Raw genomic sequence first — 20,921 nt, forward strand, 5'->3', positions numbered from 1 at the left:
TGCTAGCCTATGGCACAGCCTTTTTATATTGCGATTAATCTCGCGCACTCAATACGCGGCGAGCAAACCAAATCGCACCAAACACAAAGGCGGCTAAACCCAACAATTCGCTTGCCGTGCCCCAGTTGCTCAATTTGATTGCCAACGGCGCATCTGAACCGCCCGATGTAACCGATGCGGCAATGATAAACGCCATCACGACACCAACTAGGCTTTCGCCCACAATCAAACCTGCTGCCAACAAAGTGGCGTGGCGTTCTGCTGTGCCTTGCGCTTGTTCAACCGATTGTTGATTTTGGCTGGCGCGTTGTGCCACTCGTTTCATCACCCACCAAGATACCAGCGTACCAATCACCAGCGGCATATTCACGGCTGGCGGCAAGTAAATACCCATGCCCACTGCCAAAGCAGGCAGGCTGTATTGGCTACGCTTTTGCAAAACGCTGTTTAAAATAATCAAGGCGATGCCAATCACAATGCCTGTAAAAATATAGCCCCATTCCAAGTTGTTAGAAAAAATACCTTTGGCAATGGTTGCCATTAACGTGGCTTGCGGTGCAGACAAGGCTTGTTCTGCGTCCATATCTGGGCGCGGCATAGCACCTGTAAAGCCGTAGGCGTGATACAGCATTTCCAATACGGGGGCAATCACTGCTGCGCCCACTACGCAACCAACCAACAAAGCCACTTGTTGTCGCCATGGAGTTGCTTTAACCAAATAACCTGCTTTCAAGTCTTGCAAGTTATCGTTGGAAATGGCGGCAATCGCCAACACAATAGATGCGGTAAACATGGTGAGCGCGGTTAAAAACGCTTCGCCATTTTCCATTGCCAAAATACCTGTGCCTTTGCCGATGACATACAATACCAATGAAGTCAGCACCACCGAAATAATGCCAATGCCAGAAATCGGGCTAGACGATGAGCCAACCAAACCTGCCATGTAACCACAAGCGGCGGCAACAAAAAAGCCAATGCCCACAGCTAAAATCGTGCAAACCAATACCAACAAAATGGCAACGCCTGCCGAAATAGGAGCAGCCTGCACAAAATAGAACACAATGCCTGCAATCAGAACAATGGTTGTCAATGTGATGGCAATCATGGTTTTGGGCGACATATCTTGTGCGGTGCGCTCGTTGGTTGCTGCATCGGGATTTTTGAGCGCAGCAAACGATTGACGCATGCCTTCCATCATCGGCTTCATTAGGCTAATCAACGTCCAAATGGCGGCAATACCAATCACGCCCACGCCAATAAAGCGCACTTTGGTTTTCCACAAACCCATGGCATATGCAGCCATTTCCATGTCGGCAGGTTGTGGTGCGGTTGCCGAAAAATAAGGTACGGCAACAAACCAAGCAAAAATCAGCCCTGTTAAAATAGCGATGCCGCCCACAATGCCAACCAAGTAGCCAGCACCCAACAGCGCGAGCGAAAAACCCATTGGAATTTGGAAAATGGCATTGCCTGCTTTGAACCACAAGCTCGCGCTGTCTGCCACCACGCGCAAACCGCTCATGGCAAAGCTCAATACGCCAGCCAAAAGACCTCCTGCGGCAATTTCTTTTGCGCCAGTGCTACTGGTTTTGCCTGTGCTTTCGTCTGGGTTGCCCGCTTTTAAAATTTCCGCTGCTGCCACGCCTTCTGGATAAGGCAATTCGCTTTTCACCACCATAACATGACGCAATGGAATGGTAAAAATCACGCCCAAAATACCGCCTGTCGCGCACAGCAACATGGTTTGCCAAAATGGAAAACCTTGCCAGTAGCCCAACATCAGCAAAGCAGGCAAAACAAAAATCACTGCCGATAATGTGCCTGCTGCCGATGCTTGTGTTTGCACCATATTGTTTTCCAAGATATTGCTATCTGGGAAAAACTTCATCACAGCCATAGAAATGACCGCAGCAGGAATAGACGAGGCAAAAGTCAAACCGACTTTTAGCCCCAAGTAAACGTTAGATGCCGTAAAAATCACGGTAATGAGTGCGCCCAAAATCATGCCGCGCCAAGTTAATTCGCGGTATTGAGCATAAGGGTCTTTTGTAGCCATTTGGATATTGCTTCCTGTGTTACGAAAGCATACATTATAACCATAAATTTACAAATGATAACAGTTTTTAATAAAAAGCAGCCTGCACTTAATATAAATCAAAGTGCAGGCTGCTTTTGTTTGTTTTTTAGCTGTGTTTTAGCATATTTGCATGATGCAATTTTACTCCCTCTCCTTGTGGGAGAGGGCTGGGGAGAGGGAAAATCTCTGTATTTAACGAATATTGGTTACAGTTGAAAGATTTTCTTCTCCCTAACCCTCTCCCACAGGAGAGGGAATTAAATGGCTGAATATTCAAAATTTGAACACAGCTATTTTTTTACATCAACACAATATCGTATTGCTCTTGCGAATACAAACTTTCTACTGCCAACGAAATCGGCTTGCCAATAAAATCAATCAACATGGCGAGCGATTGCGATTCTTCGTCCAAAAACAAATCAATCACGCTGGGCGATGCGATGATGCGGAATTCTTTGGCTTCAAAGCGGCGACTTTCGCGTACCACTTCGCGTTGGATTTCGTAGCAAATGGTTTGCGCAGTTTTTAGGCTGCCCCTGCCTTGACAAGTGGGGCAGGGTTCGCACAAAACGTGTTGCAAACTTTCGCGGCTGCGTTTGCGCGTCAATTCCACCAAACCAAGCGTGGTAAAACCATTGAGCGTTACCCTTGTGCGGTCAAAGCTCAACGCTTTTGCCAATTCTTGCAATACGGCTTCGCGGTGTTCGGGCAATTCCATATCAATAAAATCGATGATGATGATGCCACCCAAATTGCGTAAACGCAGCTCGCGTGCAATGGCGTGGCAGGCTTCCAAATTGGTTTTGAAAATGGTTTCGTCAAAATTGCGCGCGCCGACAAAACCGCCTGTGTTTACGTCAATCGTGGTCATCGCTTCGGTAGTTTCGATGATGAGATAGCTGCCAAAATTTAGGTTTACGCGCGGTTGCAAGGCGCGACTGATTTCGGCTTCAATGCCATAGGTTTCAAACAAGGGGCGTTCGCCTTTAAATCGATGCAGTTTGTCGGCGGCATCTTGCACATATTGCTGGGCAAAGGCGAGCATTTTGTCGAAATTTAGTCGCGAATCAACCAAAATTTCGCGCGTGTTGTCGTTGAATAAATCGCGCAAAACGCGTTTGGCGAGCGGTAAATCTTGATACAACAAGGTTTCGGGCGGACACAATTTGGCTTGGTTGCAGATGTCGTTCCACACGCGAGTTAGATAATTGATGTCGGCTTGCAATTCGGCATCGGACGCGGTTTCGGCACTGGTGCGAATAATGTAGCCATGACAGGCTTGCTCGGGCAAGAGCGCGTTGAGCCGTTGGCGCAGGCTGCTTCGGTCGTCTTCGTTTTCGATTCGCTGCGAAATGCCAATGTGTTCGTCTTGTGGCAAGTGAACCAAAAATCGCCCAGCCAACGAAATCTGTGTGGAAAGTCGTGCGCCTTTACTGTTGATGGGGTCTTTAATCACTTGCACCAAAATGGTTTGTCCTTCAAACAAAACGTGTTCAATGCGGTGATGGCTATCGGGATTTTGACGTTGTTCAATCACGTCCATAATGTGCAAAAAGGCGGCGCGTTCCAAGCCAATGTCAATAAACGCGCTTTGCATACCTGGCAGCACGCGGCGCACAATGCCCAGATAAATATTGCCGACTAGGCTGTGGTCGCTGTTGCGTTCGATGTGCAATTCGCAAATATTGTTTTCTTCCAACACGGCAACACGCGTTTCTTGTGGCGTGATGTTCACCAGCACGGTTTCGGGCGGACGGGGCATATCTTTGGGAAGCGGTATGGTTTCAAAGCCCATGGGTTTGACCTTTTGGTTTGATTTAGACGAGCGGTATTATATCGCCAAAAGCAGCCTGATACCTTTATAAACCCCATCTTTGGCACATTTCTTCGTGATGTGCTTCTCGGACGCTTGAAAATATTTCAATATTATCTGCGCGTTCTGCGATGCTATTACTTTGAACTGCGCTCAAATCTGGGATTTTATAAAGGTCTCAGCCTGCAATTTATTAGATACACGCTTTTTGCTACAATTTGGCTTATTCATAAATAAGGAATCACACTCATGCTATCGTTTACCAACCAATCCGCGCCCACTTGGGACGAGCCGATTGATATGCTGTTTGCCTGTCATGGTAAGGTCAAAAAGTTTTGCCAACAATTAACGCTGCTGCCCGATTATTTGGCGCAAAACGGCGCAAACGAAGCAGCCTGCACCGCTATCAAACAAATCTGCACCTATTTTAATCAAGCCGCGCCCTTGCATCACGAAGACGAAGAACAGGATTTTTTCCCAGCTTTATTGCAATACGCGCCACAAGCGCAAGACGATGTAAACGAATTATTGCGCCAACATGGCAGCCTGCACGCCAATTGGGACGCATTACGCGAAGAATTGGGCGCCTTGTTGCAAGGCAAGCAACAGCATTTGTCTGCCGATTTGATTGCGCGATTTGTGTCGGGCTACGATAAACACATCGCGATTGAAGAGTCGTTATTTGATTTGGGACGCGCGTGCATTCCTGTGGCGCAACGTCAGGCGATTGGCAAGATTATGGCGGCGCGTCGATTGCCAAAATAATGGATAAATATAGTGCAGGCTGCTCTTTGATGATTTAAAAAGCAGCCTGCACTTTTATTCATATTCACGCATCATTTGGCATCAACCCAAAATGCTCAAACGCGCTTGCCGTTGCCATGCGTCCGCGTGGTGTGCGTTGCAAAAATCCTTGTTGAATCAAATACGGCTCAATCACATCTTCAATCGTGTCGGTGCTTTCGCCAATCGCGGCGGCTACGTTGTCTAAGCCCACTGGCCCGCCCGAAAACTTGTGCAACACCGCTTCCAAGAATTTTCTGTCCATCATATCCAAGCCAATTTTATCTACATCAAGCATAGACAAAGCCGCGTCTGCCACGTTGGCATCAATTTTGCCTGCGTGTTTGACTTCGGCATAATCGCGCACGCGGCGTAGCAAACGGTTGGCAATGCGCGGTGTGCCACGACTGCGCCGAGCCACTTCCCACGCGCCTTGTTTGTCCAAAGTCATGTTCAACAGTTGGGCAGAACGGCGCACAATGGTTGCCAAATCTGCCGTTTCATAAAACTCCAATCGCGCCACAATGCCAAAACGGTCGCGCAATGGGTTGGTCAGCATACCTGCGCGTGTGGTCGCGCCAATCAGCGTAAACGGCGGCAAATCAATTTTAACTGACCGTGCGGCAGGGCCTTCGCCAATCATGATGTCTAGCTGATAATCTTCCATGGCTGGATACAAAATCTCTTCCACCACGGGGCTTAAACGATGAATTTCGTCAATAAACAACACATCGTGCGGTTCAAGATTGGTGAGCAACGCTGCCAAATCGCCAGCGCGTTCCAACACAGGGCCCGAAGTCTGACGTAAATTCACGCCCAATTCTCGCGCCACAATGTTCGCCAGCGTGGTTTTGCCCAAACCTGGTGGGCCAAACAGCAGCGTGTGGTCAAGGGCTTCGCCACGCTTTTTGGCGGCTTCAATAAAAATGCCGAGCTGCTCTTTGGCTTTGCGCTGACCAATGTAATCGCTCAACAATTTGGGGCGCAGCGCACGTTCCAGTTGTTCTTCTTGGCTGGACATTTTTTGTGCCGACACCATGCGCGGTGCAGCAGTTGTGCTTAAATTATCGGTTTGAATCATAGTGTTTTTGAGTTGAATAAAATAAAAGTGCAGGCTGCTTTTGCGTTTGCATCATGTTCACGAGCATGGCGTATCGCCGCCATACCCACTCTTTTCGGTTGCTGCACGGTGCAAGTCTGCCAGACTCATGTTCAGCGGTTGCGTGCATTGCGCCATGACACGCTGCAATTCAGTATGGCTGGCGTGGGCGTGGTCATACACAAACAGCGGAAACAAATCCGACAGCAAAATCCGATTGGGCGCGGTTTGCAGCAGCCAGCCCTTTTCGCTGTGCGCCACATAATCGCGCTGCGCCAGTTGGTTGAGCAAGTGCGTTAATTGCGGACGATTCAGCGCGGTTTGTTGCTGCAATTCTCGTATTTTCAACGCTTTACCTTGTGTTTGCGCTTGGGTCAGCAGCAGCAATAAATCCACCGCATAATTAAAGCTGTGATTGGGCTGCTGCTCTGGCGGCACACTTTGCCAATCGCCAATGCTGGCTGCAATCAATGCACCGCCCAGAATAATCGTCCACACCAAATTCAGCCAAATCAAGAAAATCGGAATCGCGGCAAACGCGCCATAAATCAAGGCATAGCTGTTGAAATTGCTAATATACAAACCAAAGCCGTATTTTGCCAACGTAAACAACACACTCGCCACCGATGCGCCAATCGCCGCGTCTCGCAACGGAACGTAGCAGTTGGGTACGCCATAGTAAAACAGTAATAATATCAACGCATTCAGCACAATTTGCCCCAGCGATTGCAGGCTGCTTGTGAACCAGTTTGGCTCAACCGCTTGCCCAAAATGCAGCAAAGATGCCGATGCCGATAAACTAACGCCCACAAAAATCGGGCCTAGCGTGAGCAATCCCCAATAAACAGGCAGGCGCACCAACATGGAACGCTGTTTTTGCACGCGCCAAATGCGGTTAAAAGTCGCGTCTATGGTATGAATCAGCATGATAGACGTAACCATCATGGCAAGCACGCCAATGGTAGTCATTTTGCCTGCCTGCATTTTGAATTCGTCCAAATAAGACGCCACCGCGCTCGCACCGCTCGGCACAATCGTGCGATGTACAAAATCCATGAACGATGCCGACACATCGCCAAACATGGGAAAGGCGGTAATGACCACCAGCATCACAGTCAGCAACGGAATCAGCGCAAGCAACGTGGTAAATGTCAAACTACCTGCGGTTTGTGAGATGCCTGCTTCACCAAATCGGTGCACTAAAAACAGCAAAAATCGGCTGCTTTTGGTTTGGGCGATACGGTGCAGGCTGCTTTTGAGTGATAACCACATTAAATTGAAAAGTCCTCAATGGCTGGCGCAAACAATAATTGTTGAACGCGCTCGTGGGTTAAATCGGAATGCAATAAGGCAATAAAATCATACAAATAATTTCGCATCAAAATGTCTTTGTGTAGCGCGATTTGATAGTGGCTCGGCTCAAAGCAATGCCCAATGTCCAGCAAGGTCAAATCCGCATCACGGTTGATGTCGTATGCCGATTTGTCCAACAAAGCCACACCCAATCCCAAGCGAACATATTGTTTTAAGATTTCGGCATCGTCCGATTGCAAAGCAGCCTGCACCGTTGCGTGTGCTGTTTTTGCCAATGCGCGAGATGCTGCCGAGCCTGTGTGCCAAGTAAAATCGTAAGTCAATAATGGATAGCGCAACACATCGCCCAAAGAAAGTGCAGGCTGCTTGGTTAAATCATGCTGATTGGGTACACACAAAGCATAACGCCATGTTCCACAAGGAAGAAATTTCAAATCACCTGCGCCAGACGGAATGTCCGCACCCACCGCCAAATCCACATCGCCATTGCGTACCATTTCTGCCAACTCGCTGGGCGAACCTTGGCGCAAAATCAAGCGTACATCAGGATAGTGTTGCATAAAATCGGGCATCATGCGCGGCAACTGATAATGCGCCCAATGATGTGTTGCAGCAATCGTGAGTGCGCCGCTGTGCGTGTCGGTAAACTCGTGTCCAATGTTTTTGATATTTTGTGCCAAGCGCAACATTTGTTCCGCCGCTTCCAAAACTGCCAAACCTGCTGGTGTAACCGCCACAATCCGCTTGCCGCTGCGAATAAAAATAGACACGCCCAATTCATCTTCCAACAAACGGATTTGCTTGGACACACCAGGTTGCGAAGTAAACAACGCATCGGCAGCATCGGACACGTTTAAATTGCGGCGATACACTTCTACCGCATAGCGTAATTGCTGTAATTTCATAATAGGTTATGCTTATGAACCAAAAAACAGACGAAATGTAGCACGCACACACCAATAAAGCAAAGCAGCCTGCAATTTCCATATTGTTGTTTTTGTGCAACAAAAGAACAGCAACGAATAAATAATATATGACAAATAACAGTATCTTGGGCATTATGCCAACACAAAGAATAGGCAGAAAAACAGTCTTTGTATTGACAGCATCGCTGCAAATTCTTATAGTAAGCAACGTTTGTATTTAGGTTTGTGGCTGCTTTTTTGGCAAAAGCCTGAATCTTAAAGGTGGCAGATTTCTTATCCGCCACTCAATCATTTTTTTTGATGAGGGAATAATAAATGACTAAACAAGTTAAATTGAGCGCACTGATTGTTGCTTTGATGGCTTCTACTGGTGCAATGGCGCACGATATCCATGGTTACACTACTAGCCAAGGTTCTGGCGAAGTGGTTCGCAATAATTTTGGCGAATGCTGGGAAAACAACTACTTGAACAAAGCTGAAAACGGATTGGTTGAATGTGGCGACCGCGAAGCGGCTGCACCTGCACCTGCACCTGCTCCACGTATGGAAACAGTTGAGCAAAACGAAACTGTATCTTTTGGTTCTAACTTCTTGTTCGGTTTTGACAAAGACAAATTGCGCCCAGAAGCAGTTGAGACTTTGAACCAATTAGTTGCACGTGTAAATGGTACTAACGTACAAGCTGTTCGTGTTGAAGGTCATACAGACTTTATGGGTGCTGAACAGTACAACCAAGCTCTGTCAGAGCGTCGTGCGACTGCGGTAGCGAACTACTTGGTGAGTCAAGGTGTTCCTGCTGAGCGTGTTTCTGCTGTTGGCTTGGGCGAAAGCCAAGCGCGCATGACTGAGTCTTGCCAAGCAGAAGTAGCTAAATTGGGTAACCGTGTATCTCGTGCGAAAAAACGCGCTGCTTTGATTGCTTGTATCGAGCCTGATCGTCGCGTAGATGTTCAAATTCGCTCTTTGGTAACTCGCGAAATCACTCGTCCAGTACAATAATTTATAGGCTCTCTGGGGCTTTATAATTGAAATAAAAAACCAGGTTCTGATTGCATTGGAATTTGGTTTTTTGTTTTATGACGACACAGCGCAGCGATAGGAATCATCATGCCCGAAATCAAAATGTACACAGGCGCATTTTGCCCTTATTGCACGATGGCAAAACAGTTTTTGTCGCAACTGGGTGTGCAGCAAATTGAAGAAATTCGCGTGGACAAAAATCCTGACGAATTTGCCAATATGCAGCAAATCACAGGGCAGCGTAGTGTGCCACAAATTTTTATCGGCGATACTCATGTGGGTGGGTTTACCGATTTGTATGCTTTGCATCAAAAAGGCGAGCTGATGCCGCTTTTGTCTGATGCGTAGATTTCCCTTTGTTTTTTATAGAAAGAATGACGATGAGCGATAAAGAAGTTCAAGCAACCGAAGCAACACAACCTGTGTTTTCTGTTGAAAAATTGTATGTAAAAGATTTGTCTTTGGAAGTGCCACATGCGCCCAAAATTTTCTTGGAAAGCGAAACGCCAGAAGTAGATATGCGTATTAGCACCGAATCTAGCCAAATTGAAGCGAACTTTTACGAATGTTCGGTTACGGTTACTTTAACTGCGAAATTGGCAGACAATCGCGTGGTATTCTTGAATGAAGTAACCCAAGCAGGTATTTTCCGTTTGGAAAACATTCCAGAAGAAGATATGAAAGTGTTGTTGGGCGTGGCTTGCCCGAACATTTTGTTCCCTTATGCGCGTGAAGCGGTGTCTTCTACGATTTCTCGTGCGGGCTTCCCACCTGTGTTGCTTGCGCCAATCAATTTTGACGCGCTGTATCAATCGCAACAAGAACAACCTGCGGTTTAATGGCTTATTTAAAGCAGCCTGCATTTTGGATTAAAGTGCAGGCTGCTTTTTGATGTGTTGAACGATACGATGACAATGGATTTATTTGCACAAACCTTATCTGTGTCGGAACTCAATCAAGCGGCTGATGCTTTGCTGGACAACGAGTTTTCCGATGTGTGGATTAGCGGCGAAATTTCTAATTTAACCCGCGCTGCCAGTGGGCATTATTATTTCGCGCTCAAAGATGACCACGCGCAGGTGCGTTGTGCGCTGTTCAAGTTCACGGCAGCGCGATTGGCTGTGCCACTCAAAGAAGGTGATGCGGTAGAAGTGCGCGGCAAAATCGGCATTTACGGTGCGCGTGGCGAATTTCAGATTACGATAAACGAAGTGCGTTCGCTCGGTTTGGGGCAGCTGTTTGAGCGATACGAACGCCTAAAAGCGCGATTGCAAGCCGAAGGGCTGTTTGATGAATCGCGCAAACAAACCTTGCCCGAACACCCCAAGGCGATTGGCATTGTAACCAGTTTGGCGGCGGCAGCTTTGCGCGATGTGGTCAGCACGCTCAAACGCCGTGCGCCGCAAATTCCTATCATTGTTTACCCTACGCCTGTTCAGGGCGCGGGCAGCGAACAGCACATTGCCCAAGCCATTATGCGTGCCCACCAACGCCGCGAGGTTGATGTGTTGATTGTGTGTCGCGGCGGCGGTAGTTTGGAAGATTTGTGGGCGTTTAACGAAGAAGCCACCGTCTGCGCCATAGCAGCCTGCACTTTACCTGTGGTCAGCGGAGTAGGGCATGAAACCGATTTCACACTGGCGGATTTTGTTGCCGATGTTCGTGCACCCACGCCCACCGCAGCGGCGGAACTGGTTAGCCCCAATCGTGCCGAGCAGTTGCGCCATGTGCAGCAGTTGTGGTCGCGAGCGCAGCAAAATATGACGCAGCGTTATCGCTATGCCGCGCAAAAAGTGGATTTTTTGGCGCAAAACTTAAAACATCCGCAGCAAAAGTTAGCCGAACAAGCCAAACAGTTGGATTTTTTGGCACAAAAGCTACACACAAGCAGCCTGCACTTGCTTGCCAAACAGCAATACCGTGTGGCGCAACAAGTGCAGATATTGCAACATCGTCGCCCGAATATCCAAAATAAAAAGCAGCAGCTAGACTGGATGCAGGCTGCTTTGCAACGTGCTATGTTTGGCTTGATTGAATCGCGTAGGCAGCAAATAGATAAGCAAAATCAAATATTAAATGCCATGTCGCCGTTGAATATTTTGCAGCGCGGTTATGCGATTGTGCAAACTGGGCGCGGACAAGTGGTACGCGATGCGAACGACTTGCGTTTGGGACAAAAATTGGCGATTCGTTTGGCAGATGGCGCGGTTGATGTGCAAGTAGCAAAGCAGCAAAATCAGGCAGATTTATTTGATTAAAAAGATAGTTTTTTGCATGTTCGCCTTGACGATGTGTGAGCAAAATCGTAGTATTGGCTGCATTAAAGGGGCATTTTTAATACAACCAGAAGGACGAAAATTATGAAAAAATTTGCATTAGGGCTGTTGGTATTGGCGATGAGTCAAGTAACTTTGGCGGCAAATAGCACTACCGCTACGCATCAGGTTCGTGTGCAAATGGGTGCGTACCAAAACCAAGCAGGGGCGCAACAACAAGTGGCGAGCGCGGCGTTGTTGGGTGTTCGCGCACAAATTCAGCAAATCACAACGGCGCAAGGGGTGGTTATGTATCGCGTTCGCAGCGAGCCGATGACTCGCGCACAAGCTGAAACGGCAATCAAACGCTTGCAACAAGAAAAAATTGAAGCGTTTATTACCAATCAATAAAATCGCACCAAAAAGCAGCCTGCACTTTGAATATAAAAGTGCAGGCTGCTTTTGATTGTATGCTTAATACGCAGCGGCTTGTTTTTGCTGCCATGCCATTAATTTACGGCTAATCCAACTGAGCAATACGCCATAAGCTGGAACAAATAGCAACAAGCAAATCGTCAGTTTAAACAGGTAATCCACAAACGCGATGTGTGTCCAGTTTGCCGCCATAAATGGGTCGGAGCTGGCGTAAAACGCAATCGCAAAAAACAGCAGCGTGTCCATTGCATTGCCAATAAACATAGACGTGGTGGGCGCAATCCACCATGATTTGAGCTGACGTAACTTATTGAATACAAAAATATCCATAATCTGCCCAAACGCATAAGCCGAAAAACTTGCCAGTGCAATGCGGAACACAAATAGATTAAATTCCGCCAACGCTTGCCAGCCCGTCCATTCGCCATTGGTAAACAACACCGACAGCGCGTACGACAACACCAGCGCAGGCAACATTACAAAAAAGATGATTTTTCGCGCCAAACTTTGCCCGAAAATCCGCACGGTTAAATCGGTTGCCAAAAAGATGAACGGGAATGTGAGTGCGCCCCAAGTGGAATGTACTTCAAAGCCGTTGGGCAGCGTGATAGTAAACGGAAATTGCACCAAATAATTGCTGGACGCAATCACGGCAATGTGGAAAATAATCAGCCAAAATAAGGCTTTGGATTGTTGTTGATTAGAAAAAATAAAGTTTTGCATGATTTTCCTAGTTTTGTTATCGCGGGATGGTTACGAACCGCGGTTGGTTGATAAAAATGAGTGCTTACAACAAAGTGCAGGCTGCTTTTTACTGCATATCGTGCTGAAACAAACGCTCTCGCGCCAGTTGCTCAAATGGCGTATTTTCACGCCCATAGTTGGCAAAAGGATGAATCGCAATGCCACCGCGTGGCGTGAATTCGCCAAATACTTCAATGTATTTTGGGTTCATTAGCTGGATTAAATCTTTCATGATGATGTTGATGCAGTCTTCATGAAAATCGCCGTGATTGCGGAAGCTGAACAAATACAGTTTGAGCGATTTGCTTTCCACCATTTTGATGTCGGGAATGTAGCGAATCACAATCGTGGCGAAATCGGGCTGACCTGTAATCGGGCAGAGGCTGGTAAATTCAGGGCAAACGAATTTGACGAAATAGTCGTTACTGGGGTGTTTGTTGTCAAACGATTCCAAGACTTCGGGGGCGTAGTTGCTGGGATATTGCGTTTTTTGATTGCCAAGCAGCGTGATGCCGTTTAGCTCTTGTTGATTTCTGGACATATTGAGACCTAGTTTTGTTATAGTGAATTCACTTCAAACTAGTACAGCGTTACCAACGCCCTTATGTACCACGCGTACACGGCGGGCGTTGTCGCCTTGTCCTAATTTGAATTGAATCCACTATATTGCGGGAGGGTTACGAACCGCATGGGTTGAATAAAAAAGTGCAGGCTGCTTTTTAATAACAAAGCAGCCTGAAACGAAAGTCGCGCATTATAAGCTATTTGAAGCCTTAATGGAACGTTTTTTCCGCACTAATAAACCATTCGCCGCTGGTGCGTGAATACAGCGCAGACATATTGCTATCTACCTTCAAATAGCGATAGTTCAAACGCGGCGTAATATTGCGCCACGACAATTTATGGTGCCACACCGCTGCGCTGACTTGATATTCCTTGTCGGCACGATGATTGCCATACAAAAAGTGTGCGCCTTGGAAGCGGCGATTGGCATAATTAAAATTAGCGCGTCCGCCCCATTGTTGGTTATCGTACACGATGCCGCTCACAATGCTGCGGCGTTTGGAGCTTTCTGCTTTGTCGTTCAAATTGTCGTAGCTGCCATTTACACCGCTAAACAGCAACCAACTGGGCGTGGGATTCCATATCAATGTTAAGCCTACGTTGTTGTTATGACCATCGTAATATTGGGCAACTCTGTCGTTATGATATTGCGTGTTGGAATAAGTATGCGCGGCAGAAATAGACCATTGTGGATTAAAGCGATAGCGGTAATTGCTGGTTACGCCAAAGCGTTGATTGTAGCGTTCTCCGCCCAACCAGTTTTGCGTGAAAAAAGGCATAACGCCAAATTGATGTCGCCAACTTTGAAAACGGTAGCCCACATTGAATTGCACAGAGTTCTCATCGTAATCTGAGTTATCCCAATAATGCACACCGCTACCACTCACGCCCAATCTAACATAATGATTACCTGCTAAATTGGTGTCTTTTTCTACGCCCAAATGATAGTTAAAACCGTGCGCCGATTTGGGCAAAGCATCGGTATTTTTTACAAAATGTCTGCCGTTGTAATATAAATCCGTGCTATTGGCTGCGTTGTTTACATTATCGGTTTGCGTGTATTGCAAGCCCATACTAGGCTGCCAACTTTGTTCGTTTTCCATGCGCGATAAGTAGGCATCTGCCACTTTTTGCGCCCCAGCTTCTGGATTAATGTCCGCTTTGGCTTGGGTCAATTCGGCTTCCGCTTCGTTATATTGCTTGTTTTCAAACAACATAATGCCTAAATCCAAACGCGGATAACCCAATTCTGGCTGCGTGGCAACCACTTTGCGGTATTCGGCAATCGCCTGTGAATATTTTTGCTTTTGACGCAACAACGTGCCTTTGGCATAAACCCACAAGATTTCATCGTATCCTTCTTGTGGCTCGGTTGCTAATAAGCGTTCTAGTTCGTCCCATTTTTTTGCCAACAACGCTTGATTGATTTGGTCGTCTATTTGTTGTTGCGTGCTGACTTTGGGCTGCATTTCCAATGGCGCTAATTCGGGCAACGGCTCGGTTTGTGCTGAATTGGGCAGTGGCTCTAACACATATTCCAGTTGTGTATTCACATCGTCAAACGGTTGTTGCAATACTTGTGGGTCAGCGTGTGTGGTGGTTGGGGCTTTTGCAATAGCGATAACTTCTGCCGCATTATTGTCCGTACGCTTTGCTACAAACGGAGCAGGCAGTTCATCGTCATCTGCTGCAACTGCTGACAGACTCACAGCTAACCATAACCAAAATAGATGCTGTTTATTCATTTGATATACCCAGAGTGTTAAATATTTTGCAGGCTGCTTTTGAGTGTTTTCACGCAAAAAAGCAGCCTGCAAAAATAAGACGCAAGATTATAAATTAGCGTTTACCACCGAAACCAACGTGCTCTAAGCCCTTGAAGTTTACTGTACCAGCTACTTCTTCTGCATTAGCACCAAAGATACCTAATGTGTAAGTACCAGCAGTGCCATTGGCAGTGGTTGCTTGTGTTTCACCAATACCCGCAGTACTTGTCTTGGTGCCATGAGTGTAAGTGCCGATTCGACCTTCTCCCAAAGTAATCGTACCAGTTTTATCAATACCAGTAATAGAACCGCTGCCCGATTTTTTATCAAAATTAATGGTGTAGTTCAACACACCGTCATTATCTGTGGCAGTGAATGCTTTACCTGTATAGGTATAAGAACCAGTAGCTGGCAGTGCAGCTTGTTCAATAGATACACCTGTAACAGCATAGCTATTCATTAGTTTGTCAGGGTAAGTTTTTTCTTCAGATTTCTTTGTATCGTAACCAATCATTGTGGTTTTGATACCAGTTGTATCAAAGCCTATCACAGTCGAGTAGTTTTGGTTATAAGCACGCACATTTTCAGTTGTTTCATAACGGTATTGCTTTTGGTCTGGTTGGCTTACGTTATACGTTAAGGTATGTTTAGTCTGCATGGTTAAATCTGTGAGTTCATTATGTGGCAGATATTTGTTAAGATTAATGTCACTCACAGTTAAATGTGTATCGGTTTGAGTACCTTTGGTAATGGAAACTGTTAAACTTTCTACTGCGCTAGTAGTGGGATCGGTTACTATTGCCTTGTTCTTATCAGCAATTTTGGTATAGGCATCTTTAATAGCTGCTGCATCTAGTACAGGAGAATATCCGGTAGTAGTATTCGTATTTGTGCCTGTATTGTCAGTTGTAGAGCCACCGTTGTTGCCTGTATTGTTAGGTGTAGTAGAAGTGCTACCCGAATTCAAACCATTGCTTCCTGTTCCTGCTGCGGATAAACCAGAACCGCCACCACTACCGCTGCACGCAGATAATGCGGTTGCAATCAAAAGTGCCAATAAAGTTTTGCTTTTATTTGTATACATTTTCAAATCCCTTTTGAATAAATAAATAAAACGATATGCTTATTAAACGATTTCACGATTATTAACAATGCAACCCAATTTATCAAGCATTTTCTCGTTATTTACAACAAAGTGTTGTAAATAGCGCGGAACACGATTATGGGCTTATTTTGGGTTGACAGAATAATTTTCACAAAATCAAACCCAACCGAGTATTGTCCTTTATAATACGCCCAATTTTATACCGTATTTTCATCAGGCAGCCTGCATCAAAACGTGCAGGCTGCCTGAAAACATCATTTTAGAAAGCAAAACATGAAATTTATTGACGAAGCCAAAATTGAAGTAGTCGGCGGTAAAGGCGGCAATGGTGCAGCCAGTTTCCGCCGTGAAAAATTCGTACCTCGTGGCGGCCCAGATGGCGGCGACGGTGGACGCGGCGGCAGCGTGTGGGCAGTTGCCGATGAAAATGTAAACACATTGGTAGAATACCGTTTCGTGAAACGCTATCAAGCGAAAAACGGCGAAAAAGGACACGGCGCAGACCGCTATGGTGCAGGCGCAGACGACATTGAATTGCACATGCCAGTTGGCACGTTAATCCGCGATGTGGATACCGATGAAATTGTGGCGGATTTGACTTTCCACGGACAGCGCGTGTGCGTGGCGAAAGGCGGCAAAGGCGGTTTGGGCAATATCCATTTCAAATCATCGGTAAACCGTGCGCCGAAACAATCCACACCCGGTGAAGACGGTGAACAACGCACTTTACAATTAGAGCTGAAAGTATTGGCAGATGTGGGTTTGCTGGGTATGCCAAATGCGGGCAAATCTACGCTGATTCGTGCCGTTTCTGCGGCGCGTCCGAAAGTGGCGGATTATCCGTTTACGACTTTGCACCCGAATTTGGGCGTGGTTCGCATGGACGAAAACAATAGTTTTGTGATGGCGGATATTCCGGGATTGATTGAAGGTGCGGCAGAAGGCGCAGGTTTGGGGCATCGCTTTTTGAAACATTTGTCGCGCACGGGTTTGTTATTGCACGTTGTGGATTTAGCACCGTTTGACGAAGAAACGGACACGGCTGGCGAAGCGTTGGCGATTATCCACGAATTGCGTAAATACGATGAAGATTTGTACGATAAACAGCGTTGGCTGGTGTTGAACAAATTGGATATGTTGGATGATGAAGAAGCGGAACAACGCACGGCGGATTTTTTGAATGCGATTGGCTGGAATTATCCTGCGCCTGACGACCGTTTTACGTTTGATATGGAAACGCCAAGATTGTTTAAAATCAGTGCATTAACGCATGACGGCACGCAAGAATTGGTGCAACAAATCAATCAATATTTGAACGAGAAAAAGCGTTTGCAAGCGGAAGCGGACGAAGCAGCAAAAGCGGCGGCGGCTTTGCCTGAAATGGAAAAAGTGCAAACGGATACTTCTGTTTTCAAAGCGGAATAATTGTTTAAAACATAAAAAGCAGCCTGCACATTTTGTTGCCTAAAAGTGTAGGCTGCTTTGTTGATTCAAACCACATCACATGACCACCATTGCCCAATTCATCGCCAATAGCCCTTTGCCGCGCAACGAAACGCGAATGCTGCTGCAATACATCACAGGCTTGTCGCGTAGCCAGTTGATTACGCACGACAGCGAAACTCTATCGCCCGAACACGAAAGCAGCCTGCACGCGCTGTGCCAACGCCGCGAACAAGGCGAACCGATTGCCTATTTATTGGGCGAACGCGAATTTTACGGACGCAGTTTTACCGTGTCGCCAGCCGTGTTGATTCCACGCCCCGAAACCGAACACCTGCTGGAAGCTGCATTGTGCAGGCTGCCTGCGCGTGGTTTTTTGTGGGACATGGGAACAGGCAGTGGCATCATCGCCATTTCCGCCAAATTGGAACGCACCGATGCCAACGTATTTGCCAGCGACATCAGCCCCGATGCGCTCAACATCGCGCAACACAACGCGCAACGCTTGGGCGCAGCAGTCGCATTCGCACAAGGTTCGTGGTTTGATTGCGCCGTGTCGGCACATAAATTTGACGTGATTGCGTCCAATCCACCCTATATTAATTCGCACGACACCCATTTGCAGCAGGGCGATTTGCGCTTTGAGCCTGCCCACGCGCTGACCGATTTTGCTGACGGCTTGGCACACATTCGCCATATTGTTGCCCGCGCGCCAGACTATTTGCAGCCGCAAGGTTGGTTGCTGCTGGAACACGGCTATGACCAAGGCGCGGCGATTCGAGATTTGTTCGCGCAACACGGTTACACGCAAGTGGAAACTTTGCGCGATTTGGCTGGCTTAGAACGGGTTACGTTGGGGCAAATGGGTTAAACAAAAAAGCAGCCTGCACTTTTCATCAACAAAAAGTGCAGGCTGCTTTTTATAGTGAATTAAAATTGCAATGATACTGCGTTGCCAACGTCCTTATGTACTACTCGTACACGGCGGACGTTGTCGCCTTGTCTCACTTTTATTTTAATCCACTATATTTCGCGTGATTAAACATGCGGTTTAATCAACTCAATCCCATCTTCACGCGCCAAAATCAGCAAATCGGCAGCGCGTTCGGCAAACAAACCGTTTTCCACCAAACCTGTGATTTGGTTCAATTCGCGCTCCATTGTCAGCGGTTGGCTCAAATCCAAGCCCGTTACGTCCAAAATGTCGTTGCCGTGCAGGCTTTTGTAGCCAATACGCAATTCGGGTTGTCCGCCCAATTTGGCGATTTGTCGCGCCACCATAGAACGCGCCATCGGAATCACTTCAATCGGCAAAGGAAACTTGCCCAAACGGCTCACATATTTGCTTTCATCGGCGATACAAATAAACTGGTCAGCCAGTTTTGCCACGATTTTTTCGGGCAAATGTGCGCCGCCGCCGCCTTTAATCATTTGCAAAGTGTGGTTGATTTCGTCCGCGCCATCAATATAAATAGACAAACGGCTGACTTCGTTGGCAGCGATTTCGGGGATTTCGTATTGCGCCATCAATTCGCTGCTTTTTTTGGACGTGGTTACTGCACCTTTGATTTTTTTACCACTTTTGCCCAAAGCTTCAATAAAAAAATTGATGGTGCTGCCCGTACCAATGCCGATGTATTCGTTTTCTGGCACAAATTCCACCGCTTTTTCGGCGGCTGCACGTTTAAGTTGGTCTTGTTTGGTCATGATGATTTCCCTTTGTTGAATGAATTGTCGCGGTTAAGCCCACGACTTACTTTGTCGCGCTCAAAAGCACAATCGCTTGCGCTTCAATCGCTTCTTCGCGCCCCAAATAACCTAATTTCTCGTTGGTTTTGCCTTTGATGTTTACTGCGTCTATGGGCAAATTCAAATCAACAGCAATGTTGGCACGCATTGCGTCAATGTGTGGGCGCAACTTCGGTTGCTGCGCGATGAGCGTGCTGTCCACATTGACCACGCGCCAGCCAGCAGCCTGCACCGCTTGATACGCCACGCGCAACAAATGACGGCTGTCGGCATCTTTGTGTTCGGCGGCGGTATCGGGGAATAGTTTGCCAATGTCGCCCAACGCGGCTGCGCCCAGTAAGGCATCGGTAATCGCGTGCAGCAGCGCATCGGCATCGGAATGCCCCAGCAAACCTTTGTGATGCGGAATGGTTACGCCGCCTAAAATGAGTGGGCGTTGTTCTACCAGTTGGTGTACGTCATAGCCTTGTCCAATGCGAATATTCATTTCCGCTCCTGTGATTTTTGTCGTTTGATGTGTGCGATATAGGCTTTGGCTTGATGATAGCTGCCACCTGTTACGCGGCGAAAACAGCTTTGTGCCAAGATTTCTTCGTTTTGTTCAAGCAGAAATTGTACGTCTGCCAGCGTTTCGTGTTGTTTTGGATAACCGAGTTCGCGCTCTCGTTTGCGTAGCGTGTAAAGCGTGGGAATCGCAATGATGAGTATGAGTACGCAGGTAAACACGATAATCAGCGAAGATAAATCCATGATGTATCCTGTACTGTATGGTAGATGTTCATTTTATCCTGTTTACCGCGATTGCGTGTACCAGATTTTGGCAGCCTGCATATCGGCAGCGATTTGCGTTTGCAGGCTGCTTAAATCGGCAAAACGCTCTTCATCGCGCAATTTGTGCAAAAAGCGAATGTGCAAGCGTTCGCCATATAAATCGCCTGCAAAGTCAAACAAATGCACTTCCAACTTGGCTTCGGGCGTGTGCGATACGGTTGGATTGCGCCCAAACGATGCTACCCCTGCGCGGCGACCAAATGCGCCAGTCGCTTCCACCACAAACACGCCTTGCAAGGCATACGCATGGTTGGACAAGTGAATGTTTGCCGTGGGGCAGCCAATTGTGCGACCGAGTTTCGCGCCATGTTTGACCCTGCCGCTTAATGTGTAGCCGTGTCCCAAAATTTGTTCGGCGCGTGGCAAATTGCCTGCGGCTAGGGCTTGGCGAACAGCGGTGCTACTGGCGCGTTCGCCTGCAATCAAAATGCTGGGCGTGTTTTCGGTTACAAAATCGCTTTGGGCACACAATAAATCAAAATCGCCGCCCCGCGCTTTGCCAAAACGAAAATCGTCACCCACCAGTAAATAGCGCGTATTCAAGCGTTCGCGCAACACGGTTTGAGTGAATACATCGGCTGGCGTGTTGGCAAACGTGGGGTTGAATCGCTGCACCCAAACGCCGTGCAGGCTGCTTGTTTGCGCCAAAAGTTGCAATTTATCGCGCAAGGGCGATAGGCGACTGGGTGCGGTTTTGCGGGCTTGTTGGGCAAAAAATTCGGCAGGCTGTGGCTCGAACACAATGGCAATGGCAGGCAAATTTCGCGCTGCGGCTTCGGTTGCCAAGCGGTTCAAAATGTGGCGATGTCCTGTGTGTACGCCATCAAAATTGCCAATGGTTACTGCGCTGCCTTGCGGCAAATAGGGGGCGGATTGTCCAAGCCAAATCTTCATAATCGGGGATAAATAGGGAAAAAATTGAGCGTATTGTACCGAAAGTGCAGGCTGCTTGCCTTGTTTTTTGCCTACATGATGACGTGATTTTATTGTAGAATAG

21 protein-coding genes and 1 riboswitch are annotated in these 20,921 nt (G+C 47.3%); of the genes, 8 read left to right on the top strand and 13 right to left on the bottom strand.

Going from position 1 to position 20,921, the window contains the following annotated elements:
- Positions 1–34: 34 nt before the first annotated feature.
- Positions 35–2,056 carry an OPT family oligopeptide transporter gene (locus tag BQ5809_RS01880; protein WP_003788731.1) on the bottom strand — a complete coding sequence of 674 codons (2,022 nt, stop codon included), beginning with the start codon at positions 2,054–2,056 and terminating at the stop codon, positions 35–37.
- Between the two features lie 319 nt (positions 2,057–2,375).
- Entirely contained in the window at positions 2,376–3,872 is a 1,497-nt protein-coding gene (rng, locus tag BQ5809_RS01885; protein ID WP_003788729.1) for a ribonuclease G, read from the bottom strand.
- Positions 3,873–4,139: 267 nt separating this feature from the next.
- On the opposite strand from rng, the gene BQ5809_RS01890 reads away from it, so the two are divergent.
- The gene (locus BQ5809_RS01890; RefSeq protein WP_003788727.1) at positions 4,140–4,655 is read left to right on the top strand and encodes a hemerythrin domain-containing protein; all 516 of its coding nucleotides are present in this window, start codon (positions 4,140–4,142) and stop codon (positions 4,653–4,655) included.
- Positions 4,656–4,719: 64 nt separating this feature from the next.
- On the opposite strand, the gene ruvB is transcribed toward BQ5809_RS01890, so the two are convergent.
- From ruvB to BQ5809_RS01905, 3 genes are read right to left on the bottom strand one after another with little or no spacing between them, the layout of a single operon-like run.
- A complete protein-coding gene (gene ruvB, locus BQ5809_RS01895) occupies positions 4,720–5,754 on the bottom strand; it encodes a Holliday junction branch migration DNA helicase RuvB (RefSeq protein ID WP_003788725.1) in 1,035 nt (344 codons plus the stop codon).
- 57 nt (positions 5,755–5,811) lie between these two features.
- On the bottom strand, positions 5,812–7,044 hold the full coding sequence (locus BQ5809_RS01900; RefSeq protein WP_003788723.1) for a YihY family inner membrane protein: 1,233 nt from the start codon (positions 7,042–7,044) through the stop codon (positions 5,812–5,814).
- A complete protein-coding gene (locus tag BQ5809_RS01905) occupies positions 7,044–7,991 on the bottom strand; it encodes a LysR substrate-binding domain-containing protein (protein ID WP_003788720.1) in 948 nt (315 codons plus the stop codon). Before BQ5809_RS01905 ends, BQ5809_RS01900 begins: the two co-directional genes overlap by 1 nt.
- 336 nt (positions 7,992–8,327) lie before the next feature.
- On the opposite strand from BQ5809_RS01905, the gene BQ5809_RS01910 reads away from it, so the two are divergent.
- The 5 genes from BQ5809_RS01910 to BQ5809_RS01930 all read left to right on the top strand — a co-directional run bounded on the left by BQ5809_RS01910 (position 8,328) and on the right by BQ5809_RS01930 (position 11,698).
- Positions 8,328–9,011 carry an OmpA family protein gene (locus tag BQ5809_RS01910; RefSeq protein ID WP_003788718.1) on the top strand — a complete coding sequence of 228 codons (684 nt, stop codon included), beginning with the start codon at positions 8,328–8,330 and terminating at the stop codon, positions 9,009–9,011.
- 108 nt (positions 9,012–9,119) lie between these two features.
- On the top strand, positions 9,120–9,380 hold the full coding sequence (gene grxC, locus BQ5809_RS01915; protein ID WP_003788717.1) for a glutaredoxin 3: 261 nt from the start codon (positions 9,120–9,122) through the stop codon (positions 9,378–9,380).
- Positions 9,381–9,412: 32 nt separating this feature from the next.
- Positions 9,413–9,871 carry a protein-export chaperone SecB gene (secB, locus tag BQ5809_RS01920; protein ID WP_032827885.1) on the top strand — a complete coding sequence of 153 codons (459 nt, stop codon included), beginning with the start codon at positions 9,413–9,415 and terminating at the stop codon, positions 9,869–9,871.
- Positions 9,872–9,940: 69 nt separating this feature from the next.
- Positions 9,941–11,290 (top strand): exodeoxyribonuclease VII large subunit, encoded by a 1,350-nt coding sequence (gene xseA, locus BQ5809_RS01925; RefSeq protein ID WP_003788714.1) that lies wholly within the window; start codon positions 9,941–9,943, stop codon positions 11,288–11,290.
- A 102-nt stretch (positions 11,291–11,392) separates the two neighbouring features.
- Entirely contained in the window at positions 11,393–11,698 is a 306-nt protein-coding gene (locus BQ5809_RS01930) for an SPOR domain-containing protein (RefSeq protein WP_003788712.1), read from the top strand.
- A gap of 63 nt (positions 11,699–11,761) precedes the next feature.
- On the opposite strand, the gene BQ5809_RS01935 is transcribed toward BQ5809_RS01930, so the two are convergent.
- From BQ5809_RS01935 to BQ5809_RS01950, 4 genes are all read right to left on the bottom strand, one after another.
- Positions 11,762–12,445: a 7-cyano-7-deazaguanine/7-aminomethyl-7-deazaguanine transporter gene (locus BQ5809_RS01935; RefSeq protein WP_003788710.1), complete on the bottom strand. Its 684-nt coding sequence runs from the start codon at positions 12,443–12,445 to the stop codon at positions 11,762–11,764.
- Between the two features lies 1 nt (position 12,446).
- A riboswitch (PreQ1 riboswitch) is annotated at positions 12,447–12,492 on the bottom strand.
- 41 nt (positions 12,493–12,533) lie between these two features.
- Positions 12,534–13,007, bottom strand: coding sequence for a preQ(1) synthase (queF, locus tag BQ5809_RS01940; protein WP_003788708.1), 474 nt, complete (start codon positions 13,005–13,007; stop codon positions 12,534–12,536).
- 232 nt (positions 13,008–13,239) lie between these two features.
- Positions 13,240–14,775 carry a surface lipoprotein assembly modifier gene (locus BQ5809_RS01945; RefSeq protein ID WP_111694414.1) on the bottom strand — a complete coding sequence of 512 codons (1,536 nt, stop codon included), beginning with the start codon at positions 14,773–14,775 and terminating at the stop codon, positions 13,240–13,242.
- A 94-nt stretch (positions 14,776–14,869) separates the two neighbouring features.
- Positions 14,870–15,880 carry a factor H binding protein domain-containing protein gene (locus BQ5809_RS01950; RefSeq protein ID WP_003788705.1) on the bottom strand — a complete coding sequence of 337 codons (1,011 nt, stop codon included), beginning with the start codon at positions 15,878–15,880 and terminating at the stop codon, positions 14,870–14,872.
- A 294-nt stretch (positions 15,881–16,174) separates the two neighbouring features.
- Here BQ5809_RS01950 and obgE point away from each other — a divergent pair, with 294 nt between their 5' ends.
- Both obgE and prmC read left to right on the top strand, forming a co-directional pair.
- Positions 16,175–17,326, top strand: coding sequence for a GTPase ObgE (gene obgE / locus BQ5809_RS01955; protein WP_003788703.1), 1,152 nt, complete (start codon positions 16,175–16,177; stop codon positions 17,324–17,326).
- 79 nt (positions 17,327–17,405) lie between these two features.
- Positions 17,406–18,215, top strand: a complete 810-nt coding sequence (gene prmC / locus BQ5809_RS01960; RefSeq protein WP_003788702.1) for a peptide chain release factor N(5)-glutamine methyltransferase — start codon at positions 17,406–17,408, stop codon at positions 18,213–18,215.
- A gap of 167 nt (positions 18,216–18,382) precedes the next feature.
- Here the strand turns inward: prmC and rpiA are convergent, their stop codons facing one another.
- From rpiA to ribF, 4 genes are read right to left on the bottom strand one after another with little or no spacing between them, the layout of a single operon-like run.
- Positions 18,383–19,051, bottom strand: coding sequence for a ribose-5-phosphate isomerase RpiA (gene rpiA, locus BQ5809_RS01965; protein WP_003788700.1), 669 nt, complete (start codon positions 19,049–19,051; stop codon positions 18,383–18,385).
- A 46-nt stretch (positions 19,052–19,097) separates the two neighbouring features.
- Positions 19,098–19,580, bottom strand: coding sequence for a 2-C-methyl-D-erythritol 2,4-cyclodiphosphate synthase (gene ispF, locus BQ5809_RS01970; RefSeq protein ID WP_003788699.1), 483 nt, complete (start codon positions 19,578–19,580; stop codon positions 19,098–19,100).
- Positions 19,577–19,843 (bottom strand): hypothetical protein, encoded by a 267-nt coding sequence (locus BQ5809_RS01975; protein WP_003788697.1) that lies wholly within the window; start codon positions 19,841–19,843, stop codon positions 19,577–19,579. Before BQ5809_RS01975 ends, ispF begins: the two co-directional genes overlap by 4 nt.
- Positions 19,844–19,885: 42 nt before the next feature.
- Positions 19,886–20,818 carry a bifunctional riboflavin kinase/FAD synthetase gene (gene ribF / locus BQ5809_RS01980; protein ID WP_003788695.1) on the bottom strand — a complete coding sequence of 311 codons (933 nt, stop codon included), beginning with the start codon at positions 20,816–20,818 and terminating at the stop codon, positions 19,886–19,888.
- Between the last annotated feature and the right edge of the window lie 103 nt (positions 20,819–20,921).

It is taken from the genome of Kingella kingae ATCC 23330 (assembly GCF_900111845.1).
GTDB classification, from domain to species: Bacteria; Pseudomonadota; Gammaproteobacteria; order Burkholderiales; family Neisseriaceae; genus Kingella; species Kingella kingae.

Bases quoted from the DNA above. Each gene is read 5' to 3' on its own strand.
- BQ5809_RS01880 (WP_003788731.1), bottom strand. From the start codon at position 2,056: ATGGCTACAAAAGACCCTTATGCTCAATACCGCGAATTAACTTGGCGC.
- rng (WP_003788729.1), bottom strand. From the start codon at position 3,872: ATGGGCTTTGAAACCATACCGCTTCCCAAAGATATGCCCCGTCCGCCC.
- BQ5809_RS01890 (WP_003788727.1), top strand. From the start codon at position 4,140: ATGCTATCGTTTACCAACCAATCCGCGCCCACTTGGGACGAGCCGATT.
- ruvB (WP_003788725.1), bottom strand. From the start codon at position 5,754: ATGATTCAAACCGATAATTTAAGCACAACTGCTGCACCGCGCATGGTG.
- BQ5809_RS01900 (WP_003788723.1), bottom strand. From the start codon at position 7,044: ATGTGGTTATCACTCAAAAGCAGCCTGCACCGTATCGCCCAAACCAAA.
- BQ5809_RS01905 (WP_003788720.1), bottom strand. From the start codon at position 7,991: ATGAAATTACAGCAATTACGCTATGCGGTAGAAGTGTATCGCCGCAAT.
- BQ5809_RS01910 (WP_003788718.1), top strand. From the start codon at position 8,328: ATGACTAAACAAGTTAAATTGAGCGCACTGATTGTTGCTTTGATGGCT.
- grxC (WP_003788717.1), top strand. From the start codon at position 9,120: ATGCCCGAAATCAAAATGTACACAGGCGCATTTTGCCCTTATTGCACG.
- secB (WP_032827885.1), top strand. From the start codon at position 9,413: ATGAGCGATAAAGAAGTTCAAGCAACCGAAGCAACACAACCTGTGTTT.
- xseA (WP_003788714.1), top strand. From the start codon at position 9,941: ATGACAATGGATTTATTTGCACAAACCTTATCTGTGTCGGAACTCAAT.
- BQ5809_RS01930 (WP_003788712.1), top strand. From the start codon at position 11,393: ATGAAAAAATTTGCATTAGGGCTGTTGGTATTGGCGATGAGTCAAGTA.
- BQ5809_RS01935 (WP_003788710.1), bottom strand. From the start codon at position 12,445: ATGCAAAACTTTATTTTTTCTAATCAACAACAATCCAAAGCCTTATTT.
- queF (WP_003788708.1), bottom strand. From the start codon at position 13,007: ATGTCCAGAAATCAACAAGAGCTAAACGGCATCACGCTGCTTGGCAAT.
- BQ5809_RS01945 (WP_111694414.1), bottom strand. From the start codon at position 14,775: ATGAATAAACAGCATCTATTTTGGTTATGGTTAGCTGTGAGTCTGTCA.
- BQ5809_RS01950 (WP_003788705.1), bottom strand. From the start codon at position 15,880: ATGTATACAAATAAAAGCAAAACTTTATTGGCACTTTTGATTGCAACC.
- obgE (WP_003788703.1), top strand. From the start codon at position 16,175: ATGAAATTTATTGACGAAGCCAAAATTGAAGTAGTCGGCGGTAAAGGC.
- prmC (WP_003788702.1), top strand. From the start codon at position 17,406: ATGACCACCATTGCCCAATTCATCGCCAATAGCCCTTTGCCGCGCAAC.
- rpiA (WP_003788700.1), bottom strand. From the start codon at position 19,051: ATGACCAAACAAGACCAACTTAAACGTGCAGCCGCCGAAAAAGCGGTG.
- ispF (WP_003788699.1), bottom strand. From the start codon at position 19,580: ATGAATATTCGCATTGGACAAGGCTATGACGTACACCAACTGGTAGAA.
- BQ5809_RS01975 (WP_003788697.1), bottom strand. From the start codon at position 19,843: ATGGATTTATCTTCGCTGATTATCGTGTTTACCTGCGTACTCATACTC.
- ribF (WP_003788695.1), bottom strand. From the start codon at position 20,818: ATGAAGATTTGGCTTGGACAATCCGCCCCCTATTTGCCGCAAGGCAGC.